General features: G+C 42.3%; 20 protein-coding genes and 1 other annotated feature. Of the genes, 11 read left to right on the forward strand and 9 right to left on the reverse strand.

Annotated features, from left to right (window positions below; genetic code table 11):
• Nucleotides 1–63 precede the first annotated feature (63 nt).
• The 3 genes from M2444_RS00550 (at nt 64) to abnB (ending at nt 4254) form a co-directional block, all read left to right on the forward strand.
• Complete coding sequence (locus M2444_RS00550; RefSeq protein ID WP_280785964.1) at nt 64–1026, forward strand: phosphotransferase family protein; 963 nt, start codon at nt 64–66, stop codon at nt 1024–1026.
• A 506-nt stretch (nt 1027–1532) separates the two neighbouring features.
• Nucleotides 1533–2600 carry an ABC transporter ATP-binding protein gene (locus tag M2444_RS00555; RefSeq protein ID WP_042187548.1) on the forward strand — a complete coding sequence of 356 codons (1068 nt, stop codon included), beginning with the start codon at nt 1533–1535 and terminating at the stop codon, nt 2598–2600.
• 187 nt (nt 2601–2787) lie between these two features.
• Nucleotides 2788–4254 carry an arabinan endo-1,5-alpha-L-arabinosidase AbnB gene (gene abnB / locus M2444_RS00560; RefSeq protein WP_280785965.1) on the forward strand — a complete coding sequence of 489 codons (1467 nt, stop codon included), beginning with the start codon at nt 2788–2790 and terminating at the stop codon, nt 4252–4254.
• 89 nt (nt 4255–4343) lie between these two features.
• Here abnB and fabF read toward each other — a convergent pair whose 3' ends face one another.
• On the reverse strand, nt 4344–5582 hold the full coding sequence (fabF, locus tag M2444_RS00565; protein WP_280785966.1) for a beta-ketoacyl-ACP synthase II: 1239 nt from the start codon (nt 5580–5582) through the stop codon (nt 4344–4346).
• A gap of 124 nt (nt 5583–5706) precedes the next feature.
• Here fabF and M2444_RS00570 point away from each other — a divergent pair, with 124 nt between their 5' ends.
• Complete coding sequence (locus M2444_RS00570) at nt 5707–6555, forward strand: helix-turn-helix transcriptional regulator (RefSeq protein ID WP_094868620.1); 849 nt, start codon at nt 5707–5709, stop codon at nt 6553–6555.
• A gap of 86 nt (nt 6556–6641) precedes the next feature.
• Here M2444_RS00570 and M2444_RS00575 read toward each other — a convergent pair whose 3' ends face one another.
• Nucleotides 6642–6929 (reverse strand): hypothetical protein, encoded by a 288-nt coding sequence (locus tag M2444_RS00575; protein WP_094877146.1) that lies wholly within the window; start codon nt 6927–6929, stop codon nt 6642–6644.
• 204 nt (nt 6930–7133) lie between these two features.
• On the reverse strand, nt 7134–8303 hold the full coding sequence (locus M2444_RS00580) for an MFS transporter (RefSeq protein WP_280785967.1): 1170 nt from the start codon (nt 8301–8303) through the stop codon (nt 7134–7136).
• A gap of 139 nt (nt 8304–8442) precedes the next feature.
• Here M2444_RS00580 and M2444_RS00585 point away from each other — a divergent pair, with 139 nt between their 5' ends.
• On the forward strand, nt 8443–9207 hold the full coding sequence (locus M2444_RS00585; RefSeq protein ID WP_094868665.1) for an exodeoxyribonuclease III: 765 nt from the start codon (nt 8443–8445) through the stop codon (nt 9205–9207).
• A 70-nt stretch (nt 9208–9277) separates the two neighbouring features.
• Here M2444_RS00585 and M2444_RS00590 read toward each other — a convergent pair whose 3' ends face one another.
• Both M2444_RS00590 and M2444_RS00595 read right to left on the reverse strand, forming a co-directional pair.
• Complete coding sequence (locus M2444_RS00590) at nt 9278–10720, reverse strand: serine hydrolase domain-containing protein (protein ID WP_280785968.1); 1443 nt, start codon at nt 10718–10720, stop codon at nt 9278–9280.
• Nucleotides 10721–10807: 87 nt separating this feature from the next.
• A complete protein-coding gene (locus tag M2444_RS00595; protein WP_280785969.1) occupies nt 10808–11944 on the reverse strand; it encodes a VanZ family protein in 1137 nt (378 codons plus the stop codon).
• Between the two features lie 149 nt (nt 11945–12093).
• On the opposite strand from M2444_RS00595, the gene M2444_RS00600 reads away from it, so the two are divergent.
• Nucleotides 12094–12441 (forward strand): hypothetical protein, encoded by a 348-nt coding sequence (locus tag M2444_RS00600; RefSeq protein WP_094877150.1) that lies wholly within the window; start codon nt 12094–12096, stop codon nt 12439–12441.
• A gap of 166 nt (nt 12442–12607) precedes the next feature.
• A complete protein-coding gene (locus M2444_RS00605) occupies nt 12608–13840 on the forward strand; it encodes an aminopeptidase (protein ID WP_094868626.1) in 1233 nt (410 codons plus the stop codon).
• 97 nt (nt 13841–13937) lie between these two features.
• On the opposite strand, the gene trpS is transcribed toward M2444_RS00605, so the two are convergent.
• Nucleotides 13938–14933 (reverse strand): tryptophan--tRNA ligase, encoded by a 996-nt coding sequence (trpS, locus tag M2444_RS00610; protein ID WP_094877152.1) that lies wholly within the window; start codon nt 14931–14933, stop codon nt 13938–13940.
• A gap of 102 nt (nt 14934–15035) precedes the next feature.
• Nucleotides 15036–15324, reverse strand: a binding site (T-box leader).
• 197 nt (nt 15325–15521) lie between these two features.
• Here trpS and M2444_RS00615 point away from each other — a divergent pair.
• Entirely contained in the window at nt 15522–15947 is a 426-nt protein-coding gene (locus M2444_RS00615) for a hypothetical protein (RefSeq protein ID WP_094868628.1), read from the forward strand.
• Between the two features lie 63 nt (nt 15948–16010).
• On the opposite strand, the gene M2444_RS00620 is transcribed toward M2444_RS00615, so the two are convergent.
• Complete coding sequence (locus tag M2444_RS00620) at nt 16011–16400, reverse strand: winged helix-turn-helix transcriptional regulator (RefSeq protein WP_094868629.1); 390 nt, start codon at nt 16398–16400, stop codon at nt 16011–16013.
• Nucleotides 16401–16625: 225 nt separating this feature from the next.
• On the opposite strand from M2444_RS00620, the gene M2444_RS00625 reads away from it, so the two are divergent.
• The 3 genes from M2444_RS00625 (at nt 16626) to M2444_RS00635 (ending at nt 20035) form a co-directional block, all read left to right on the forward strand.
• Nucleotides 16626–17162 (forward strand): sigma-70 family RNA polymerase sigma factor, encoded by a 537-nt coding sequence (locus M2444_RS00625; protein ID WP_094877153.1) that lies wholly within the window; start codon nt 16626–16628, stop codon nt 17160–17162.
• Nucleotides 17155–18276 (forward strand): DUF4179 domain-containing protein, encoded by a 1122-nt coding sequence (locus M2444_RS00630; protein WP_280785970.1) that lies wholly within the window; start codon nt 17155–17157, stop codon nt 18274–18276. Before M2444_RS00625 ends, M2444_RS00630 begins: the two co-directional genes overlap by 8 nt.
• A gap of 187 nt (nt 18277–18463) precedes the next feature.
• On the forward strand, nt 18464–20035 hold the full coding sequence (locus M2444_RS00635; RefSeq protein ID WP_094877155.1) for an ABC-F family ATP-binding cassette domain-containing protein: 1572 nt from the start codon (nt 18464–18466) through the stop codon (nt 20033–20035).
• 2 nt (nt 20036–20037) lie between these two features.
• Here the strand turns inward: M2444_RS00635 and M2444_RS00640 are convergent, their stop codons facing one another.
• Nucleotides 20038–21843 carry a cache domain-containing sensor histidine kinase gene (locus M2444_RS00640; protein ID WP_280785971.1) on the reverse strand — a complete coding sequence of 602 codons (1806 nt, stop codon included), beginning with the start codon at nt 21841–21843 and terminating at the stop codon, nt 20038–20040.
• 7 nt (nt 21844–21850) lie between these two features.
• A complete protein-coding gene (locus M2444_RS00645) occupies nt 21851–23446 on the reverse strand; it encodes a response regulator (RefSeq protein ID WP_280785972.1) in 1596 nt (531 codons plus the stop codon).
• Between the last annotated feature and the right edge of the window lie 89 nt (nt 23447–23535).

Raw genomic sequence — 23535 nt, forward strand, 5'->3', positions numbered from 1 at the left:
TTTCAATCAAATGGAGAAGGGTTGTTTATTATTTGATACTTATTTCATTATGGTGGTGAGATCTTGGAGAGCTTTACTAAAACAAAATTAACGACAGAGCAACAGAGTGATTTGGTAGGTGCTACTTTTGGAAGTCATGTGAGCATTCAGCGAAGTACTGAACTGACAGGGGGCTACTTTAACGCAGCATATGACCTTTTATTATCAGATGGAAGAGACATGATTCTTAAGATAGCACCGTCAGCTGAAGCAGACACCCTTAGTTACGAGCATGATATTATGTCTGTAGAGGTTGCGGCGATGCGACTGATGAAGTCAAATGGGACAGTACCTGTGCCACGGGTATACGCTTATGATAACAGTAAAGAAATGATTTCAAGTGAGTTTTTTTTCATGGAGAAAATAGTTGGCCAGCCTTATAATGAAATTAAGGAAGAGCTAAGTTCGCAGCAGAGAATGAGTATTGAGGAAGAGTTAGGTCGTTATTCCCGTTTAATTAATGAAATTCCTGGTGAGCGTTTCGGATTATTTAGTGCGTCCACACCCGTAAAAGGAACTTCATGGCGGGAAACTTTTAAGCATTTGATAATGAACCTGCTTGAAGATGCACGTCGTTTAAAGGTAGAAATGCCCATTCCGTTAGAATCTGTTGAGGCAGAGATCAAAAGTCGCTTACATGTTATGGACGCAGTCGTTAAGCCTCGTCTAATACATTGGGATTTATGGGATGGCAATGTGTTTGTGCGAGAGGGGCGCATTGTTGCATTGATTGATTGGGAACGGGCACTTTGGGGCGATCCCCTTATGGAATATTATTTTCGCTATATTGAGAATTCAGAGCATTTCTGCAGAGGTTACGGAGATAGCTTCGACAGTCCAAATGAATGTGCCCGTAAAAAACTCTACGACTTATATATCGACTTAATTTACTTCATCGAGTGTTATTCGCGTAAGTACGATAGCCAGGGCCACCTGAAGTGGGCGCATGATAATCTGCTTGAGGGCTGGAAGCGGTTCATGAATTAACATATTTTTGACACAACTACAATATGAAAGATAGGGAGGCTGAGCAACAGTAGGGGAGAATTCTTATATTTGAACGGCTGAGTGTACATATGGATACTGTAAGTTTGCTATAGCCGCTGTCGATACTACGTTTGTTCATGATCATTTATGCATAATAAGCATTACTTACTGATCACATAACCATGTAACTTTTGCTTTGGTTGTATTATTCGTGTATATTTTGATAGTGGGCTTTAGAATCATGGCAGTATTCCTTCCATACCATTTATTATATTTAGCAGTACCTAGTAGTTCTTCCTTATTCTCTGATTTGCGTATTTTAAAGTGGAACTATCACACCTATTGAGCACGCAATAATTAGATCTAGTACTAAAGTGTGAGGTTCGCCGTATTTTTTTTAGAAAAATCTTGACTAGAACCCTTAAAACTAGATAAAATAATACTTATTGCTTACAACATGCTGAGAATCATTATCATAATTGACGAGGAAATGAGAGGGTGACAAGATGGAGCGCCTTTTAGAGGTAAAAGACTTAGCGATATCATTCAAAACACATGGCGGAGAGGTACAAGCGATCCGTGGTGTTAGCTTCCATGTAGATAAAGGTGAAACTCTAGCGATTGTTGGGGAGTCAGGTTCCGGTAAAAGTGTAACCTCACAAGCGGTTATGAAGCTAGTTCCTACACCACCAGGAGAATATAAACGCGGACAGATTCTGTTCGATGGACAAGATTTGATTGGCAAGACAGAGAAGCAGATGCAGAAAATCCGCGGTAAAGAGATCGGTATGATCTTCCAAGATCCGATGACCTCTCTGAACCCAATGATGAAGGTCGGCAGACAAATTACTGAAGTGCTGCTTAAACATGAGAACATCTCCAAGGCTGATGCGAATAAACGTGGGATTGAGCTTCTCAATCTTGTAGGTATTCCTTCTCCAGAACGTCGCTTCAATCAATATCCACATGAATTCAGTGGTGGTATGCGTCAACGTGTTGTTATTGCAATGGCACTTGCTGCGAACCCTAAACTTCTGATTGCGGATGAGCCGACTACTGCGCTCGACGTAACCATCCAAGCACAAATCCTTGATTTGATGAAGGAATTGCAGAAGAAGATTGATACGGCTATTATTTTTATCACCCATGATCTCGGGGTTGTAGCAAGAATGGCAGATCGTGTAGCTGTAATGTATGCCGGACAAATTGTTGAAATGGGAACAGCGGAAGAGATCTTCTACGATCCAAGACACCCATATACTTGGGGCTTGTTAGCTTCCATGCCAAGTCTAGAGAGCAAAGGTTCTTTGCTAACAGCAATTCCTGGTACGCCTCCAGATTTGATCAAACCGCCTAAGGGCGATGCTTTTGCACTACGTAGCACTTACGCTATGCAAATCGATATGGAGAAAGAGCCTCCAATGTATAAGGTTTCGGATACCCATATGGTGAAGTCTTGGCTAATGCATCCGATGGCTCCTAAGGTGGAACCGCCGGCAGTTGTTAAGAATAGACAACGTGTGCTTAAGAACGCTTATCCAGAGCCGGTTTTGGTACAAGAAGGCGCTAATTAAACAGATTATTCTTCGAAAAATATAAAAGGAAACGTCAGGTCATTTCGATGGCTTGGCGTTTTTTTTGTGCATGAATGTTCACTATTATTTAAATAAACATGAATTAATACGAACTTAATTAAATAAAAGGATTGACTATTGTTCGTTTTCGTTTCAAAATGAAAAGGCATACATAGGGGGTATAACGATGAGAAAAGCAATTATAACTACAATGATCAGTGTTTCATTATTAGCAGTAACCGCGTGCAATGACAAATCAGCCAGTTCCATCGACACAAATAACGCAGCTGACTCTGCGCAGCCAATCTTCAAAAATGTATCTGTACATGATCCGTCGATTATTATGGCAGATAATAAATACTATGTATTCGGTTCTCATTTAGCATCTGCTAAATCAAATGATCTGATGTCTTGGACTCAGCTGTCCTCAGGGGTGGTAGGAGGAAACGTACTCATTCCTAATGTCAAAGAGGAGTTTGCGGAAGCATTAAAATGGGCACAGACGGATACCTTATGGGCGCCTGATGTTATCCAATTGGCGGATGGCAAATACTATATGTATTATAATGCTTGTAAAGGGGATTCCCCGTTGTCTGCACTCGGCATAGCTGTGTCGGACAATATTGAGGGACCTTTTAAGAATAAGGGCGTCATTCTGAAGTCAGGTATGATGGGTAAGGGTGATGATGGAGAAATATATGATGCCACTCAAAAGCCGAATGTAGTTGATCCGGACGTGTTCTTTGATAAAGAAGGGAAGCTGTGGATGGTCTATGGCTCGTACTCCGGTGGTATTTTTATTATGGAACTAGATGCTAATACAGGCTTCCCGCTACCAGATCAAGGTTATGGCAAAAAGCTCCTGGGTGCGAATCATGCTCGGATAGAAGCTCCATATATGCTATACAGTCCGGAAACGGATTACTACTATCTGTTCCTATCCTACGGTGGTCTGGCTGCAGACGGTGGATATAACATCCGTGTAGCTCGTTCAAAGGCGCCCGATGGACCTTTCGAAGATTCTGAGGGTCAGGATATGATTAATGCACAAGGATCTCCTACGGTATTGTTCGATGATCCAGCATATGCTCCTTACGGAGTGAAGCTAATGGGGAATTTCGAATTCCTAAATACGGATGACGAGCTGCCAGTGAGTGGAGAAGGATATGTTTCACCAGGTCATAACTCAGCGTTTTATGATAAAGAGAATGGCAAGTATTATCTGATCTTTCATACACGCTTCCCGAATCGTGGAGAAAAGCATGAGGTAAGAGTTCATCAGATGTTTATGAACAGTGAGGGCTGGCCAGTTGTAGCCCCACACCGTTATGGCGGAGAGACCATTGAGAAATACACAAAAGAGCAAATTTCAGGCGAATATAAATATGTTAACCATAACAAAGACATTACGGCTGATATCGTGCAGTCGGAGCTGATTGAATTAACTAAAAGCGGTAAGATTAAAGGAGCAGTAAAAGGAAAATGGAAGCTTATTGATGATCATACTGCTGAGCTTACCATTGACGGTTCTACTTATAATGGAGTGTTCCTGAAAGAGTGGAATGAAGCAACAGCTAGTAACGTTATGACGTTTACTGCGGTTTCCAAGGAAGGTATCTCTATCTGGGGGAGCCATGTATCAACGATGGAATAATAGATCTTTTTTAAATTTGCAGTAGAAAACGGGGTTCCAGCTTAGTCCTGAGAATGACTAAGCTGGAACCCCGTTTTATGGATGAATGGTCAGTCTTCAAACTTTCGAATCACAATGACAGCATTATGCCCACCGAAACCAAAGGAGTTAGACATGCCTATAGTAAGATCAGATTTTCGCGCAATGTTCGGGACATAATCCAGATCACAGATGGAATCTTTGACCTCCTGATTAATGGTAGGGGGGATGATGCCTTCTTGAATGCTCTTAATTAGGGCAATGGCTTCTAGGCCACCGGCCGCCCCTAAGGCATGTCCAGTCATGGACTTATTAGCGGTTACGGGAATCTGGTAGGCCTCATCACCGAATAACTTCTTTATCGCAAGGGTCTCAGAGCGGTCACCTACAACTGTACTCGTGGCATGAGCACTAATTACATCCACGTCTTTGGGCTGGAGATTAGCTTCATTCAGGGCCAGCTTCATCGCTTGATAAGCACCAATTCCTTCTGGATGGGTGGCGACCATATGATAGGCATCAGAGCTGGCACCATAACCGATAACCTCTCCGTGAATCTTGGCGTTTCTACGCTGCGCATGAGAAAGTGACTCCAGAATAACTATTCCGCCACCTTCACCGATAACAAATCCGTCACGTTCCCCGTCAAAAGGCCGACTCGCCTTAATCGGCTCCTCATTTCGAGTGGATAAGGAGGTGGCATTGCCGAAACTGGCTAAAGAGATTTCGGTAATAGCTGCTTCTGATCCACCAGCAATTACGATGTCGGCACCTCCATAACGGATCAACCGGAAGGCTTCGCCGATTGCCGTATTTCCAATAGAGCAGGCAGTTACTGGAGACATTGTAGGACCCAAGGCTCCTAATTTAATGCTGATCATCGCCGCAGCCATATTGGAGATCATCATGGGAATTAAAGTAGGGCTGACCCGATCTGGTCCACGCCCCTTTAGGACACTCCCTTGCTCCATCAAGGTCTGAATTCCACCAACACCGGATCCTACATAAACTCCGAGACGTTCCTTGTCAATCTTATCAAGCTGTAGACCGGAATGTGTCCAGGCATCTTCAGCGGCTGCGAGGGCGAACTGACTAAATCTATCCATTCTGCGTGCTTCTTTACGGCCAAATCTGGCCTCCGCATCGAAATCATGCACGATTCCCGCAATCTTTGTCTTAAAGTTAGAGGTATCAAATGAAGTGATTGGGGAAATACCCGACTCACCAGAAACTAGACGATCCCAAAATTTCTCTATTGTATTTCCAAGGGGTGAGATTAGACCCATACCTGTAATAACTACGCGTTCCATAGTGAACCTCCTCAAGAAGTGTATATAGGTATTTTTCCACTTATTTTATCCTATTACAAGTTAGCGTTTATCCTAGTATAATTTGTACTATACTAAAGAATGTAACAGAGAGGAGAGGAAGCGTATGGCTAATCAGACGAGATTGCAGGCATTATCAGATTTCTTAAAAGCACGCCGTGCTGCGATCTCACCCGGCTCTGTTGGACTGCCAGAAGGCACTCGCAGGAGAACACCTGGACTTCGCAGGGAAGAAGTTGCACAGCTAGCAGGGGTAAGCAGCACCTGGTATACGTGGCTAGAACAGGGCAGGGATATTAAAGTATCTTCGTCTGTTCTGGACTGTATTGCAACTGCCTTAAAGTTAACTAGTGATGAGCGGAAGTATCTTTTTGCACTAGCACTAGAGACTGGAACAGGGAATGGTCTATTTCAGCAAGAGGAATCCTCAATAATTAGTCCTTCTTTGCAGAAAATTTTACAGGAGCTTAAGACTTGTCCTACGATTATTTCAGACCGACGTTGCGGGATTGTAGGTTGGAATGAGGCTGCAGCACATGTGTTTCTAGATTTCTCCAAACTGCCCATCGAGGAGAGAAATATGATTCGTTTGCTATTTGTTCGCAAGGAATTCAGACGTTTAGCCGTAAATTGGGAACAATTCGTAAGTGGATATCTATCCATCTTTAGAGCGTATTACGGACAATATGTAGAGGATCGTTGGTACGATGAATTTATTGAGGAATTAAAGGGACTGCATCCAGCGTTTAATGAAATATGGGAACAAAGTCGTGTTAGCTCTGCTCCAGATGTGCTATTGGAATTCAGACATGCCAAAGCAGGGAAAATGTTATTTCATTTAACCTCACTACAGGTTCAAGGCAGCACAGATTTACGTTGTAGTATTTATACGCCTGCCGCAGATTCAAATACTGAAATCAAACTGAAGCAGCTTATGGAGCAACATAAAGAATGAATGACTTAGGTAGAAGTTCATAGAAAAGCATCTCTAGCTGAACTATCAGCTAGAGATGCATTAGAGAGCATTATGAAATGAATCTATTAGAAATCTGATGTTGAGATTTCAATAAATCCAAATGTAGTACCTGCAGCAGTGCTTAAGAGTGCTGCAACCAACAGTGCATGAACTTGCAGTGTAAGGCTATTAAATGCTGGAATCGTGTAAGTGATAACTGGAGCATTCACGCGAGTTAGCACTAGCTCTACAGGGAAGCCCGAGTTATTATTTACTGTAACTGCGGCATTAATCCCACCTGCCAGATTTTCGTAATAAGATTTGCCAACGATAGGTACTAAATTAAAAAATTGTTGCGGTAATACGATGGCCATAGTAACGACCTCCTTTTCTTTTGATAGGATATACTATGCGATAAATCTATTGATGGGAGAGCGAATGACACGGGGAATTAGCACTTTTTGATAGGGGACAAGGAGATTGATTTCACGGACACTACGATACTTATTCATAGAAAACGGGCATGTCCGTCAGCCGTCTACATGGCTATGGGACATACCCGTTTAATTGTCGAAAGATTAATGAGTGGCTATATTCTTTTTATTGGCGTGTTTACTTCCATAGATTCTGTACAATATCAATCCGAACAGCATACCGATAAATGACATCACGGAAATTGTTAAGTAAAGGACCTTACCGCCAAAGGCTTCATATAATGCTCCACCAGCATAAGAAGCGAGAATACCTGATACACCGAAGAACAGTAGCGCCAACACAGTTTGACCCGTAGCACGCCATTCCACAGGCACAATACTATATAGATACTGAATAGCTGCGGAGTAGAATACCGGGAAGGTAAGGATTTGTAGAATCTGTAGATAAGCTAATAAATGCGGATCAGAAATCCAGGCCGAAATAAAGAACCGAAGAAAATAAAAGGCTCCAGAAATTGAAATAATGATTAACTCTTTTCCTTTGCGAAGCCACCAAAAGCTTAAGGCAAACACAATAATTTCACTCATTGCGGCGATAAAGAACGATTGACCAACTAATTCAGGACTGCCACCAAGCTCGCGAATATAAACCCCAAGGAAGGTATCGTTCATTCGTGCGGGAACGGAGCTAATAAAGATGAGTACTAGGAATAGCAGTGTTTCTTTGTTACTAAGAAAATGCTTCAGGCTATCTAGTGTGACCGGTTTACCGGTCACCGGAGCATCTGGCATGAACCAGCTGACCACAAAGCTTATAAGACTAATCGCGACGAACAGCAAGGCCATCCCTTGTGAACCGAAATAACTCATCACATAACCTGTGAGTAGGGCCATAACACCGTACCCCAACGCTCCGTATGTACGTATTGAACCATAGCTAATTCCAGCTGCTTCAGAGATACGGAAATTTAGGCTCTCAGCTAGCGGATCGATAGGCATTAAGAAGAAATAGAGCAGCATCGCAAAAAGAATAAGTCGCACGTAGCTGCTTGAATCGAATAAAAAGTATCCGGTCACCGCAGAACATAACAACAGAATTAACAGCACTTTGCGGATCGTTCTTGTTTTGTCACTGATCATCCCCCATAAGGGTTGAGCAATAATAGTAACAAACCCTCCAGTACCAATAATGAATCCAATTTGCGCCGGATTAAGACCTTGCTCCCCTAGATAGACTGGCAGAAAAGGAATGAACATAGCCAGCAACGCAAAATACAAAAAGTTAAACCCTCGTAATAGTGTTGGTGCATTCATAAGTTTCTTTACCTCACGTATTAAATAATATTTAGATAGAGTCAATTTTGTTATTGTATCATGGATGTTGAATGATTAGGATATAAAACTATGATAAACTGAGAATAATTATAGCAAAATGCAAGGAGAAAAGCCGATGATAAAGCTGGTATCATGGAATGTTAATGGCCTTCGGGCATGTGTTAAAAAAGGGTTTAATGACTATTTCAAAGAAGTAGATGCTGATATCTTCTGTGTTCAAGAGACTAAGCTTCAAGAAGGGCAAATTACACTGGAGCATGGTGAAGAATACGAACAATACTGGAATTACGCAGTGAAAAAGGGATATTCCGGTACGGCAATATTCACCAAAATCAAGCCAATCTCTGCGAGATATGGGATGGAAGAAGATGAAGAAGAAGAAGGGCGGATCATTACATTAGAGTTCGAACATTTCTATATGGTCAATGTCTATACACCTAATGCCAAACGAGATCTGTCCCGATTGGAGTATAGAATGGAATGGGAGGACCGTTTCCGTAATTATCTCTTAGAGCTGGACAAGCATAAACCAGTTGTTGTCTGTGGAGACCTAAACGTTGCCCATGAAGATATTGATATCAAGAATGCAAAGGCTAACCGTGGGAACTCCGGTTTTACGGATGAAGAGAGAGGGAAAATGAGCACACTGTTAGAGTCGGGCTTCATAGATACATTCAGATATCTTCACCCGGAGCTGGAGGGAGTGTATTCATGGTGGTCTTATATGCCGAAGGTGAGAGAGCGGAATGTGGGCTGGCGAATTGATTATTTCTTAGCTTCTTCCAGACTTGCACCTAATGTAATGGATGCTCAAATTGATTGTCAGATCATGGGTAGTGATCATTGCCCAGTCATGTTGAAGCTAGCTGATTTTTCGGAATAAAAAAAGTGATATAAGGCCGCTAAGTTCCTGCACAGGACAAAGCGGCCTTTCTTTTATTAACTAACTATACCTATTGTATTCTTCCGATGATATCATCGAATTCAAGCGGTCCCATATTCACATTAATCCGCTGCTTTAGGATTAACATGTTCTCTAGAATATTAATATCAAGTGTAATCAAGAAAGGCATTTCAACAAATAGCAAGGACAACTGAAGCTGATCTTCTGCAGACCAAGTAAAGCTGGACAAAATCCGGTTCATGAAAGGCTCCAGGATGAGTGCAAAGCTTTCGAGCCATTGTCCTCGGCCTACTCGAATGACATTCTTTTCACCAAGCTTAGTGATTAAAGTAACTTCAGCTTCATCATTGTTGAAGGAAATAGAGATAGTAGCTAGTGAAAATTGGTTATCCTCGAGTGTGTAGGTTATACCATTAATTTGATCTTCTAGAGAAGATGACTGCTGTAATTTTGGAGGGTCTATTGATAAGTTTTTTAATTGGTCTGCCAAATTACTTACTAATACTTGGTCCTCCGGAAGAGGGGCATCCTTCATGTTGGGTAGTAAATGCTCCCACACTGTATCCAAAATGCCCTGGATACTTTGGGTGGCGGCAGTAATCGCAATTACCGCATCCTGATCAGGAAGAACAACGCAGAGTTGTCCGAATGCGCCATCGGCGCGGTAGGCTCCGTGTTGGCATCTCCAGAATTGATAACCATATCCGAGCGCCCAGTCATGATCGCCTTCGCCATTGGAAATGTGTTTGGAAGTTGCCTCATTAATCCACTGTTCAGGCAGGATTCGTTGACTATTCCAGATCCCTTTTTGTAAGTAAAGCTGACCGAATTTAGCGATATCCTCTGTGGTAATGCTTAAGCCAAATCCCCCCGTGTTAATTCCACGTGGACAAGACTGCCAAGTTGCTCCGTGAATACCGAGCGGAGCGAACAGACGCGGTTCTAGATATTCTAGCAGTGTTTGGCCAGTAACTCGTTGAAGGATCGCGGACAGCATGTAAGTGGCGCCGGTATTATATAGAAAATGTGTACCTGGTTGTTTCTCCACTGGGACTGAGAAGAAAGCTTTAACCCAATTCCCGTCTGCACTTTTATGAAGTGTGTCCATAGTATCCACGACATGCCCGGTACCCATCATCAATAGATGTCTGATTGTCATGTTGGATAGATTGTCAGTGATAGTCGCAGGAGCCTCTTCAGGGAAGAAGGAGATGACTGCATCGTCAAGCGTAATTAGCTTTTCTGTAACCGCAAACCCGATTGCAGTTGAGGTGAAGCTTTTGCTAAGGGAAAATAGCATATGTGGTAGATCGGACTTATAAGGAGACCACCAGCCTTCAGAGACCACATACCCATGCCGTAGAAGCATGAAGCTATGCAGACCTAAGCTTTGCGTCTCGACTGCATCAATAAAGCTGGATATTGCGGCTGAGGAAATGCCCTGCTCTTCTGGAAGACTTCTTGATAACTGTAAGCTACTTGTAGTTTCCATTCATTCATCTCCTAAATTTTGAGAATTCTTACCTTCCTATTCTATAATAAATTCCGTTGTATAAATACTATATAAATGGGAGGATTTTCAATCCTCTATAGAGCTGCTGTTTGAGGCATCGGTATGCAATTTTTTCTCAGGCCATGAAATAACATGCGAGGTTCGGCTTAATTTCTCATAGATTAGCTGGTCATCTTTTTTGAATACCTTAATGATTAAATGAGTAAAGAAAACTAAATCGACCAGTAGAACAAAGAGATAAGCGACCGTTCTCAATGGTGAAGATAGAAGCCCCGTCACATCAGAATCGATAACAATAGCATGAAGTCCAAGTATTACCCAATATAGCAGACCATATCGGATCATAAGCGCCCAGAAAGAAGCCCGATGACCTCTGTTCGTCACCCGAATACGTACAATCCATTTGCCTAAGGTCCGCCCACCCGTGAAAGCTGGAATCAGGATGAAGTAAATCCCTGTTACAATCCAGAAAGCACTTTTAATATCGAATCCATAAAGTACACCAAACCCAATGATCCACACCATACTATCGATGAAAAAGGCAATCCCTCTGCGGGTATAGGAGACTCTTTTGGCAGAACGATCGATATTCGTATCCAGTTGTTCTATGCGTGGCAGTAACCCGTTTATCCAGATCGCAATTCGGAATCCAAAGATTCCTCCCAGCGTGTTGGTAATAAGATCATCAACATCAAATAGACGGTAGGGATGATCAAAAAAGCCGTAGATGCCTGTAACCTGAGTGACCTCAAAAGATAACGAAAGTATGAAAGACAAGAGAATACACATTCCCCAGCGCGTTCGGAAATAGTAGCCCAGAAACAATCCAAACGGCACGGTCAAAGCGATGTTAAATATCACCTGTAAAAAAGCAGGCTCACGCAGTAACGACCAATACGTTGAAATCTGATCAGGTATGATCTTAGAACCCTCAATAATATCTTGTATGAATTGAAGAGGGACAAGCTGCATGATACTTCCCGAAGGTGCCATATTATGTCTTGAGGAAGGCATCGGAAGCAAAACGAGAAAATAAGCGTTCATCAGATAGAGCAGCAATAAGTATAGAATTAAAGCTCTAAGCTTATGGATGTAGCCGTGTCTACGGTATTGGACGATTAAAAATGGGAGTGTGAAGATCAATGCCGCTATAGGAAACAACATAAAGGCATAAGAAATGGGGAAAAAGTAAGAATGAAACATAAGTCACCTGCCGAATCATTGTTTTTGTGGAATAATGTAGTCTGCTGCAAACTAGCTTTCCCGGCTCATTATAAAATTTTATGATAGGGAACTCAACTTATTTATTTAGCGCTTCCGGCATACATATGTCTATAGAGGAGCGTGAAGTGATGGAGAAAAAGGTGCAGCAGTATTATCGACTGAAGCAAAAGCAAAAGGAAATTGAAAAAGAGTTGGCAGAGCTTCGGCAGGATATTCTAAGCTATTGCAGTGAGCAGGGGGCCACCGAGACTGAAATCGGAAGCTACAAAGTGAAGCTTGTGATGCAAAATCGCAAAGAATATGATGATCTCAAGCTATATGAAACCTTATCAGACCCTGAAGTGTGGCGTATGCTCTCCAAATCAGATCCCGCGAAGGTAGCAAGTTTGACCAAGCTTAACGTAATCTCTGAGGACAAGATTAGGCATACCTATTCTTTAAAGACCGTAACGTTGCTGCAAGTGGATAAAAAATAAGGATTTACGTGAGCGGTTCCTTTCATGGGGGCCGCTTTATTATATCGAATCGCAACTCTAAGCATTTTGCGTTAAAATAAGAAGCGAAGCTGACCGTCTGCTGTTAAGGAGCTCCGGTGCTTTGGTGCGACAGTAAAGCAACCATAGAGATGGAGGAAGAGAATTCATGAAAGATTTTGATGTCATGTTAGAGAAATATGCGAACCTGGTTGTAAAAGTAGGGGTAAATGTACAGCCTGGACAAGTTTTGATGGTGCATGCACCTATTGAAACGGCAGAGCTTACTCGCTTGATTGTAGGTAAAGCCTATGAAGCAGGTGCAAAATATGTAATTGTTGATTGGGAAGATGAAGCGACTACACGTATTCGTTACGAAAAAGCTCCAGAAGATTCCTTTGATTACTATCCACAGTGGCAAGCAGAAATGATGGAGAAGTTTGCGGAAGAGAACGGCGCCATCTTACATATTAAAGTACCAGATCCGGAATTGTTCAATGGTATTGATTCTTCCAAAGTGTCAAGAGCAGTTAAAGCGGCAGCGGTTGCTCGTAAGAACTACTCTAAATACACTCGTAATAGCAAAATTAGCTGGTCTCTCGTTAAGGCTCCAACGCGCGCTTGGGCGAACAAGGTGTTCGCCGATCTCCCTGAGGAAGATCGAGTGGAAGCGATGTGGGAAGCGGTATTCCAGATGAATCGTGTAGGTAGCGAGGATCCGGTTGCCGCATGGAGAGAACATATCGGTCAATTGAAAGAAAGTCAGGATAGAATGAACGCTAAGCGTTATAAAAGCCTGCATTACCGCGCTCCGGGTACGGATCTGCATGTGGAGCTTCCGGAAGGACATTTATGGCGTGGAGGCGGCGGAGAGAATGATAAAGGCGTGTATTTCGTGGCTAATATGCCAACGGAAGAGATCTATTCCATGCCGCATCGTACAGGTGTGAATGGTACAGTTAGAAGTACACTTCCTTTGAATCTGAACGGACGTCTGGTAGAAGGACTTTCATTCACTTTTAAAGATGGAAAAGTAGTAGCATATGAAGCTGAATCCGGACGTGAGCATCTGACTTCGCTGCTGGCAACGGATGAAGGCGCATCCTATCTAGGAGAAGTGGCTTTAGTGCAGCATGATTCTCCCATCTCGCGCTTAAATAGGATTTTCTACAATACAGGGATTGATGAGAATGCCTCCTGCCATTTTGCATTGGGAAGTGCTTATCCTGTCAATATTGAAGGCGGCACAAAGCTTACGAATGAAGAGCTTGTCGCAAGAGGCGCTAATGTCAGCTTAACGCATGTCGATTTCATGATTGGTTCTGCTGAGCTGGATATTGATGGAGAATTGGCAGATGGTACGATTGAGCCGGTATTCCGTAAAGGGAATTGGGTGCTGTAAGAGGAAGTCCATATTAAATAATATTTTCTTATAAAAACAGCCGGCGCTCTCTTCAGTAGAGAGTCCGGCGTTTTTTTATTACCCTTAGAGATCAGTTTTACTTTGAAAAATAATTAAGGCCCATAGCCCCGCGTACTTCAGACATCGTTTCTTGAGCGATGTCGCAGGCACGCTTTGTTCCGGATAATAAGATATCCTCAACAACCTTGGGTCTGGCAGCATAATAGGAGCGCCGCTCACGCATTGGTTCAATTAGCTGGTCTAGAGCTGCCGTGATAAGCTGCTTACAGGCAGAACAGCTTATACTGCCACTTTCGCAGCTATCGTGAATTTCTGGGGCGCCATGTGAACGAACAGCACGATGATAAGCATAAATGGGACAAATATCTGGATGCCCAGGATCATTTTTATGAACACGGGCTGGATCGGTTATGGCTTTACGGATCTTGAAGGTGATCTCTTCTTTTGTAGAGTCCAGCTCGATAGCATTGCCTAGGCTTTTACTCATTTTAGCGTTGCCGTCTGTTCCTACTAGTCTTGGCGTCCCGCTGATGAGCGCTCTAGGCTCCACAAGGATGGGGCTGTACAGCTCGTTGAATCTACGTACGATTTTGCGGGTCAACTCCAGATGGGGAAGCTGGTCTTCTCCTACAGGAATAATCGTTGCTTTACAAAAGGTTATATCCGCAGCCTGGCTAACTGGATAACCAAGAAAACCGTAGTACAGTTCATCTAAGCTGGAATTTTTCGATTCGGCTTTAATCGTGGGATTATGCCTTAACGAATTCACAGTAACAAACATGGAGAATAGGACGGTCAGCTCAGCGATCTCAGGAACCATAGATTGAATAAATAGGGTTGCTTTATCTGGATTAATACCCGCTGATAAATAGTCCAGTGTGATTTCATTCAAGTTTTGAGCAAGGTGTTGAGGCCGATCAAAGTGAGTCGTTAGGGCTTGAATATCTGCTAGAAACACAAAAGTGTCATATTGCTCCTGTAGAGTTACTCGGTTCTGTAAGCTGCCGACGTAATGGCCAAGGTGCAGCTTTCCAGTCACTCGATCTCCAGTTAATACACGTTCTTTTATCATTTAAATTCCTCCTGTTTTGTCGCTTCTGATTAACATTGAATCGCCACCACCAGCCATCATCCATGGCCATCACCTCCTTAAAATGACAAAAAAACCTCATCCAATAAGGACGAAGTTGTCGTGGTACCACCTTAATTGATCGTGTTACCATACGTTTCGTTGGCTTTACGATCTTCTCTTACCTGTACGAAAGAGGGTTAAAGATAATCTCGGATACAGGTCCCTTGATAACGGCGGGAACCCCGGCTTCTCCTACAGCATCCAAGCAAGATGGTTCGGAAGAGCAACTCTAAAGGCCATTCGATCAAGCGCTGGACACCGGTTCGCAGCAACCACCGGCTCTCTGAAGTCCATGTTCGGTTGTCTACTTACCCTTTGTCAGCGTTGTTCATGATATTTGGGTAATTGTAATTCTGATGAGTGAGTTTGTCAATAGGTGGAAATTAGAGGGTGATATTCGAAGGAACCAGGTTTTATAATCTAGTAAAGGTATAACTTAAATGTTTATAATCATCAGGAATTAAGTCCAATCTATCATTGCGGATTCACAATATACTAATCTATAACCTTGAAATGGAGTGATGAACAATGGCGACAATTATAAGTTATGGGTCACAGGCAAAAATCCCGTTAGACCCGTTTACTACTGCTATAACGGTTGCAGGGATTCCTGGAGCTGGAGCGGGTCTAGCCACCACGCAAGTAAATATTAGTCCGGCTAATCCGGCCTCTTTCTCCAGCAGAGTCGAGTTAAATGGTAGTTTTAGTCTTACTGCACTTGCTGATAGCCAATTTCTTGTTTTAATCCGACGTGCTGGAGTCGATATTTATAGCTCCTTTTTTCGTTTTACTACAACTACTGATATTCAATTAAATGTTCAGTGGGTTGATGGTCCTTATATTGGAATCCACAACTATGAACTGGTAATTCAGAATGATAGCGACTTGCCTATAAATATATTTGGACCCATATCATTTACAGCAACTGCTATTGGTGGAGATGGCGTAATATAATCCTCAAAAAACCCCAACCATTATGGATGGGGTTTATTAAGAGTGAACTTAAGGTTCCACTAATTATTTATTTAAAATGTTGTCCTCCAGAACAGCATATTTATCGCCATACTGCTTAATGATATGTTGTTCTCCCCAATTACAGAGAGAAGTCAAAATATCGCTTAAACTATCCCCATACTCGCTAAGCTCATATTCCACTTTTGGCGGAACCTGATTGTATACGATTCGGTTGATGATTCCATCAGCCTCTAACTCTCGAAGCTGCTGTGTCAACATTTTTTGAGTAATGCCTGGCATCAATTGTTTCAATTCTGATGTGCGTTTTTTGCCATGCGTTAAATGACAAAGAATTACGCATTTCCATTTTCCTCCGATGACTTCGAGTGTGGCTTCAACAGAAATATTATATTTTTTCTTGACGGTTGATGATGTTGTTGGTGTTGTTGTCATGATAGCCTCCAATGTATGGGCACTTTTTAGTGCCTATGGTACTTTTAAGTGCGTACTATTGATTATGTCCAATTTTATCTATCATAACATTTATCGTTCATTTTTTATAGAATGTTATAATTTTAAGGTGCTCAGCCCAAAACAAGTTAATACAAATAAAAACCGTTTCTATACCCTCTCCGTCTTAATCTATGAGAGGTTTAGGAGAGGGGGCTAAGGAAGGAAATGACGATGACTAATGCAGAAATGAAGAAGGTAACGATTCTTGATGCTCGGAGCGAGACGGATTTCTACGATTCCATATTAGTACATAGAGAACAACTATACAGTATTGCCTATAGCTACTTGCGTAACCGGAATGATGCGCTTGAAGCGATGCAGGAAATGACTTGCCGGGCGTGGATCAAAAGAAAAACGTTAAAGGATCCTAAAGCATTCAAATCATGGATCATTCGGATCCTGATTTATGTCTGTATAGATGAACAAAGACGCAGAAAACGCTCTATGCCGCTTGTTGACGAGAGAATCGGTGAGCGGGTTACGCACATTGGCCATCATCGGATGGAAATGCTGTGGGCACTCGAACAGGTTAAGCCCAAGTATCGCCATGTGCTGCTGCTTAAATACTACAACGATATGACCTTAAGCGAAATCGCTAACATTCTGGATAAACCTGAAGGAACGGTCAAGACATGGCAGCATAAAGGACTCAAGCAGTTAAGAATGATCATTAAGAATCGGGGTGATTGGAACCATGAGTAGTCAGGAGGAGCTTGCCATGTTAATCGATGCTGAACGAATCCCACAGGAGCAAAAACAAGAGAGTGCAGCCGCACAAATCTATGCCATTCAAGCAGGACTCGAACTAGGTAAAAAGCGCGGAAAAAAGCTAGTGCTCGCTAGAAGCGCTATGGCTGTACTGACTGCATCTGTTTTGATTGCAGGTTTACTCTTCTTTAATCCAACCCAATGGATGCCTCAACAAGCCTCTACAAGTATTGAATCAAGTGATTGGGGTGTACTGGAGCCTTTTAAAAAGTTGGCTGAATCTGATGTGGATGCCCTTACGTTAGAATCTGCTATTCGAAACGATTATGTGCAAATCGTGAATAAGAGTGCTGAGAAAAACGGATATAAAATCACTCTAAATGCTGTAATCGCTGATGAAAATAAAATTATACTGCTGTATACAGGGAATACAAGTGATGGTCAGGAAATTTACGATGTGAATAGTGTATGGCTGACAGATGCTGTGACGGGACAGAGTGTAGTGGATAAAAATGGGAGTAGAGGTGGGATGGGTTTACATGCTGTGGATAGTATTTATACATGGCTCGGAAAAACTATCTATCCACTAGATAAGAATAAAGCATTTCCAAAAGAGTTGGTGGCGAATTTTCAGATTGCATCAGTGGACCCAGGAATGCTAGCAAAACCAAAAACGGGAACGGACCTAGCTGACATGCGCTATTCTGATCGTTTAAAGGTGAGCTTCGCTATTGATTCGAAATTTTGGGAGCAGAAGACCGAGACAGTAGTTCTAAATCAGCCTTTTTTGATTGACGGGCATGAAGTGAATCTTGCACAGGTGGAGCTATCTCCTTTAAGTATAGTAGTTGAATTTACGTTAAGCGAGGCATTAAAAACCGATTGGGAGATCAGGAATGAAATTTTTGGAGAGACGCCTAGTGAGTTGACATCACGGATTGGGAAACACGAAATGAAAAATAATTCGATTGGCGGTAGTGGCAGTGAGGATGGCTTTATAAGTTACTTCAGCAGTAATGTTTTGGATCACCCGAAATCCTTGCGTTTGAAGCTTGATGCGGGGCCTGATCGCGAGAAAGAAGAGTATATTGATATTCTGAGAAAATAAGCAACAAGTGATGAGAGTGAGAATGTGCTGGAATTCGTAATGCAGATAAAGGTTCGCTGACAGCGACCTTTTTTTGTTTTCTAGAAGATTAAATATGATTATAAAGTCCTTTTTTAAAATAGTGCTATAATAGCTCTTTGAGTGTTCTGAGCTGTATTTTGATCTATATGAACTAGGGGTGATAGATTTGAGCGTAATCCGTATGGAGAACGTAACTAAGAAATATGAAAATACTTTGATTTTTCGAGATATATATTTTCGAGTGAGCAAGGGTGAACGAATTGGGTTAATCGGACGAAATGGTGCGGGGAAGTCTACTGTTTTTAAACTGATGATGGGAAAAGAGGAGCCAACAGCAGGGAAAGTAGAGTTAGATCCCAATGTGAAGATCAGTTATTTCTCTCAATTCTCGGAGCTTTCCGGGTCCTTGTCTGTACAGCAAGAGTTAGAATTGTGCTTCGAGCAGGTAGCGCTCATCGAACAGGAGCTTAACCAAATCGGGGAACAGCTTGGGCAAGTGACGGATGATGACCAGATGAATACACTTTTAGAGCGGCAAGCGGCGCTTTTTGAACAAATGGATCATTTGGATGGCTGGAATGTATCTGTAGAAATCAACACTGTTCTGACGAAGTTGGGCTTCAATGAAAAATCACGGCATCAACCTGTAGATGAGTTATCGGGAGGCTGGAGGAACCGTGCAGCACTGGCTAAAGTCTTAATTGAAATGCCCGATGTCGTATTGCTCGATGAGCCTACTAACTTTTTGGATATCGAAGGGATCGTATGGCTGGAGCAGTGGCTGCACCGTTTTAATGGGGCGATGATTCTCGTCTCCCATGACCGGCAATTTATTGACAGAGTAGTCACGCGGACGATAGAAATCGAGAATTATCATTTTCAGGAATATGAAGGCAATTACACCGACTATGTTCGTAAAAAGAAGATGCGCAAAAAGGTGCTTGATCGTCAATTCGAGTGGGAAGAAGAGCTGCTGCTTATGGAGTCGGAGGCCATTGAAACTCGCGGGACCAAAAAATCCTCTAAGGATCGTTTATCACGTAAGCTGACCGATATGAAAAAACGCGTGGAGCCTCATCCAGTGAACGTGCTGATCACCGATATCTATAGTAATTTACGGTTTCCGGACAAGCTTGGTGAAGTGAAGGGAATTGGACAAAGCTATGATGGTCGGACGATATTCCAGAACATTAGCTTTGATATTCAAAAGGAAGATCGGATAGCTATTGTGGGGCCTAACGGAAGCGGGAAGTCGACACTTATTAAGGTATTGACTGGGCAAGAAGAGCCTGAAACGGGTGAAGTGACATGGGAACGCGGAGTTAGCTATGCTTATTTCAATCGTATGTGGGATGAACTGGATGTTAAGGATACTGTCAGTCATGCCGTCAATGTGTATGGGCTGGGACTTGACGCTCCGCGGAAAAAAGTGAACAAATTCTTATCGATGCTGCAATTCTCAGAAATGGATCTGAGCAAAACGATCGGCAGTCTGTCAGGTGGACAGCAGGCCAGAGTAGCGTTAGCGAAATGCCTTCTCTCTGGCGCGGCTGTCATTATTTTGGATGAACCAACCAATCATTTGGATTTGACGAGTATTCAGGTGATGGAGCAGGCACTCATTCATTTCCCGGGGGCCGTAGTTACCGTCAGTCATGACCGCTTCTTCATCGATAAAATAGCAACGAAAATGCTTACCTTCGATCCTGAAGCAGGAATCACTGAGCAGAATGTTTAGGATTATGCTGGGAGCCGGAGGACCACCGTCGTTCCTTTTCCTACTTGACTGGTGATTTCAATTCCGTACTGTTCACCAAAATGAAATTGAATACGATCATGAACATTTTTTATACCAATATGATCTTCATCTAGGGTGTCTGATGGTTGAGAGAGACGAAGACGTAACTGTTTAAGTTTCTCTTCATCGATACCAATTCCGTTATCTTTAACGATAATTAGCATGTCATCCCCCGAAATCATCGTGGAGACTTCAAGGAGACCCGGTTCACTTCGACACTCCAGTCCATGGACGATAGCATTCTCAACGATGGGTTGAAGGGAAAAGTGCATGACTTTAATGATTTCGGTATTAGGTTCTAGCTGTTCAATATATTGAATTTTGTCCCCGAAACGTAATTGCTGGATCTTTACATACAACCGGACGTGCTCAAGTTCTTCTCGCAAGGTTACGGTTATCTTTCCGGTCTGGATATGAATCCGAAACAATCTACCTACAATCCCCACCATTTCGCCAATCTCTCTTTGCCCATTAATGATGGCTTTCATTTGAATAGATTCAAGTACATTCGCAAGGAAGTGTGGATTGATTTGGCTTTTAAGGGCGCCATATTGAGCTACTTTTTGCTGTGCTTTGGCCATAGAAGATCGCTCGATATAATTTTGCAGGTCTTTCACCATTTTACGGATTCCATTGTATAGAACACCAAACTCATCTTGACGATTACTATACAAATCCACATCAAAGTTCCCCATCCCCACCAGCTTGACCTTTCGGCTTAAGAGAATAATGGGCTTAGTGACACGCTCCGATAGGATATACATGAATAAGATCGCAGTGACAAGCGACAAGAGAGCTAAGGTTAAAATGATTTTTCCGAGAAAAGTAGCTTGCTTAGTCATTTCTTTTTCATCAATATACTGAATGACCTTCCAGTTGGAATAGGGAGACGTAACAAAGTTAATGTACGAGTCCTTATCGTCAAAAGTACCATAAAAGCTCCCCGTATCATTACTCATAAAAGTATTAAGCGTCTGAGGTTCTATAGGGATGGGCTGTAAGGGTGAGGTCTCCATGATATCAGAGCTGTAAACACTACCGCCCTTATCGTCTAAAATAATGAATTTTCGTTTGCTATTCTCCGAGAGCTTTAAGATTTCCCGTAATGAATCCAAACGGATATCGATTAACATGACGCCTATGAGCTGTTTGCTTCCTTTTTTATTAATTACTCGGGCGATAGAAATGACGGATTGCTTGGAGTTGGTGCGATAGAAGGGAACATGGCTGCCAAACAGGATCACCCCGCCTTTTTTCTGCTGGGTCTGTAAATACCAATCCTCATGCGTATAATCCTTCACATCATAATCCGCACGGTTGAAATTGGCAGAGTAGAATACACGCGATCCTGCAAAAATCTGCACACTATCCACATTTTTAATTGTCATCTCAATCCCGCTGATGAAATGCTCAATCGTGTTTCCGTACTGAATATTCAGGTCGTTTCCGACGTCGTCTTTATGGATCGTCCAATGCTCCAGTGCGGTTTGGAGCTGGCTATCTACCTGTGCGTTCAGTGTCCCTTTATCAATGCTTTGAAGATATTGGTCAATATTAAATGATAGGTTATTAAGGATCAGATTAGAGCTGCTCTGATATTCATTTTTGACGGCTTGGTTTGAAAAGATATAAATGATTGCGGATATGATCAGGAGTGGAATGGTAATGGTCAAGATCATCAGCATGAAAATTTGACGATTGACATGTCGCATCCGGTATCGTCGCTTGGGTTGCTCAATCTGCATCATTTGGTCATCACCAGCCTGATTGTTTTCTATAATCTGATGGGGTCATATTCGTGATACTTCGGAATGTTTTAACGAAATGCTTATAGCTTTTATAACCACACATGGTACAGACATCGGTCACTAGAATCTCCGGTTTTTTTAAGCATTCCTGCGCATATTCCATCCGGATTTCAGTTACAAATCGCATATAGTTCTTATCGAGTTTCCGCTTGAAGAGGCGGCTTAAATAAGATGGATTATAGAAGAATCGATCTGCTACCATCTGCAGAGTCACGTCTTGATCAATATTTTCTTTTATGAAGGATTTAATATGTTCGAAGATGATCACATCCTGTTGGTGGTTATGCGTCAGACCTTCGGTATAAACAATCCCCAAATGAATCATCCATCTGCCAAGCCAGTCGAAAAGCGTCTCAAGCGAATCGAAATCATCCACAAAGGTAAGGTTCAGGAGCTTTTCGCTGTACACACCTTCGATATGGATGTGGTTTTTATTGGCGAAGCGGATGATAACACTTAGGGTTTCATGAAGAAATGCGAGCCAGTAATCAGGAGAAGAGACATCAGTTTTACTTAGAATATCTTGAGCCAGACGGTGCATTAGCTGAAGCGTCTCTTGTTCGTTAGCACTTTCTATGCAGGAAATCATTCGTTTCTTATCATTCTCATCTAGTTGAATTAGGGATGGTTTCATAGAATTTGAGTTTTCTATCCATTGTGGCACATAGAATAACCTGCAATCTCTTTTGTAAAAGCGTTGATATAACATTCGATCAGACTCGTGCAGCAAAGTATTTATTTGTGCAGGGTTCTCCGTCGTCTTACCTATTACTAAATAGAGGCCTAGGTGATGTTCTAGCGTAAGCGCCTTCAGATATTGGTCAATTCGTGTCTGCACTTGAGCTTGTAGAGGGAAGTTGTCAGTAGAAGACGGAGATCCCAATACAATAAGACCATAGAGCTTTGTCTTTAATGAATATGTAAAAATAGAGTGCGGTGTAGTGGCAAGCAGATACTCGCCCACTGCGTTATGAATAAACTTCTCCACATTTTCTCTCATAGGGATACCTGTCAAAACAAAGGGCAGATAAAGATAGTAGTTACTGTTGAAATTACATAGTTTATGGATTAGAGCATCATCGATTACTGCATCTTCTTCCTCTAGTAACAGTTTTACAAATTGTGCTCCTTCCAGCGTGGAACGTTTTAATCGGTCTTGCCGCTTTAGCTGAAGCTTGTTTATACATTTTTGTATTATTAGAAGGCTTTCTTCGTATTCCAAAGGCTTAAGCAAAAAAGCATGTACATTCCCTAGTTGTATAGCCTTCTGAGCGTATTGGAAATCGTTGAATCCCGTCAAAATGATAAATAATGTATCAGGAAGCAGATCACGAATCTGCTCAATCATTTGAAGCCCATCCATTTCAGGCATCCGGATATCGGTGATCACCAAATCTGGCTTTTCACGTAGTGCGGTGGCTATGCCTTCTTTTCCATTCTCTGCTTCAATAATGTTGTGAACCCCGAGCTCCTCCCAAGCAAAATAATGTTTTAAGCCTGTTCGAATTAATGGCTCATCCTCTACAATCATTAGTTTGTACATGAAATCCCTCCGGAAGACTAGAGTTATAGTGGATCATTCGTTAGGAAATGTCATTTGATGTAAGATTAAAAGGGTTACATTAAGGCGGA

Origin of the sequence: Paenibacillus sp. PastF-3 (genome assembly GCF_029893135.1) — a bacterium.
GTDB classification, from domain to species: domain Bacteria; phylum Bacillota; class Bacilli; order Paenibacillales; family Paenibacillaceae; genus Paenibacillus_AQ; species Paenibacillus_AQ nitricinens.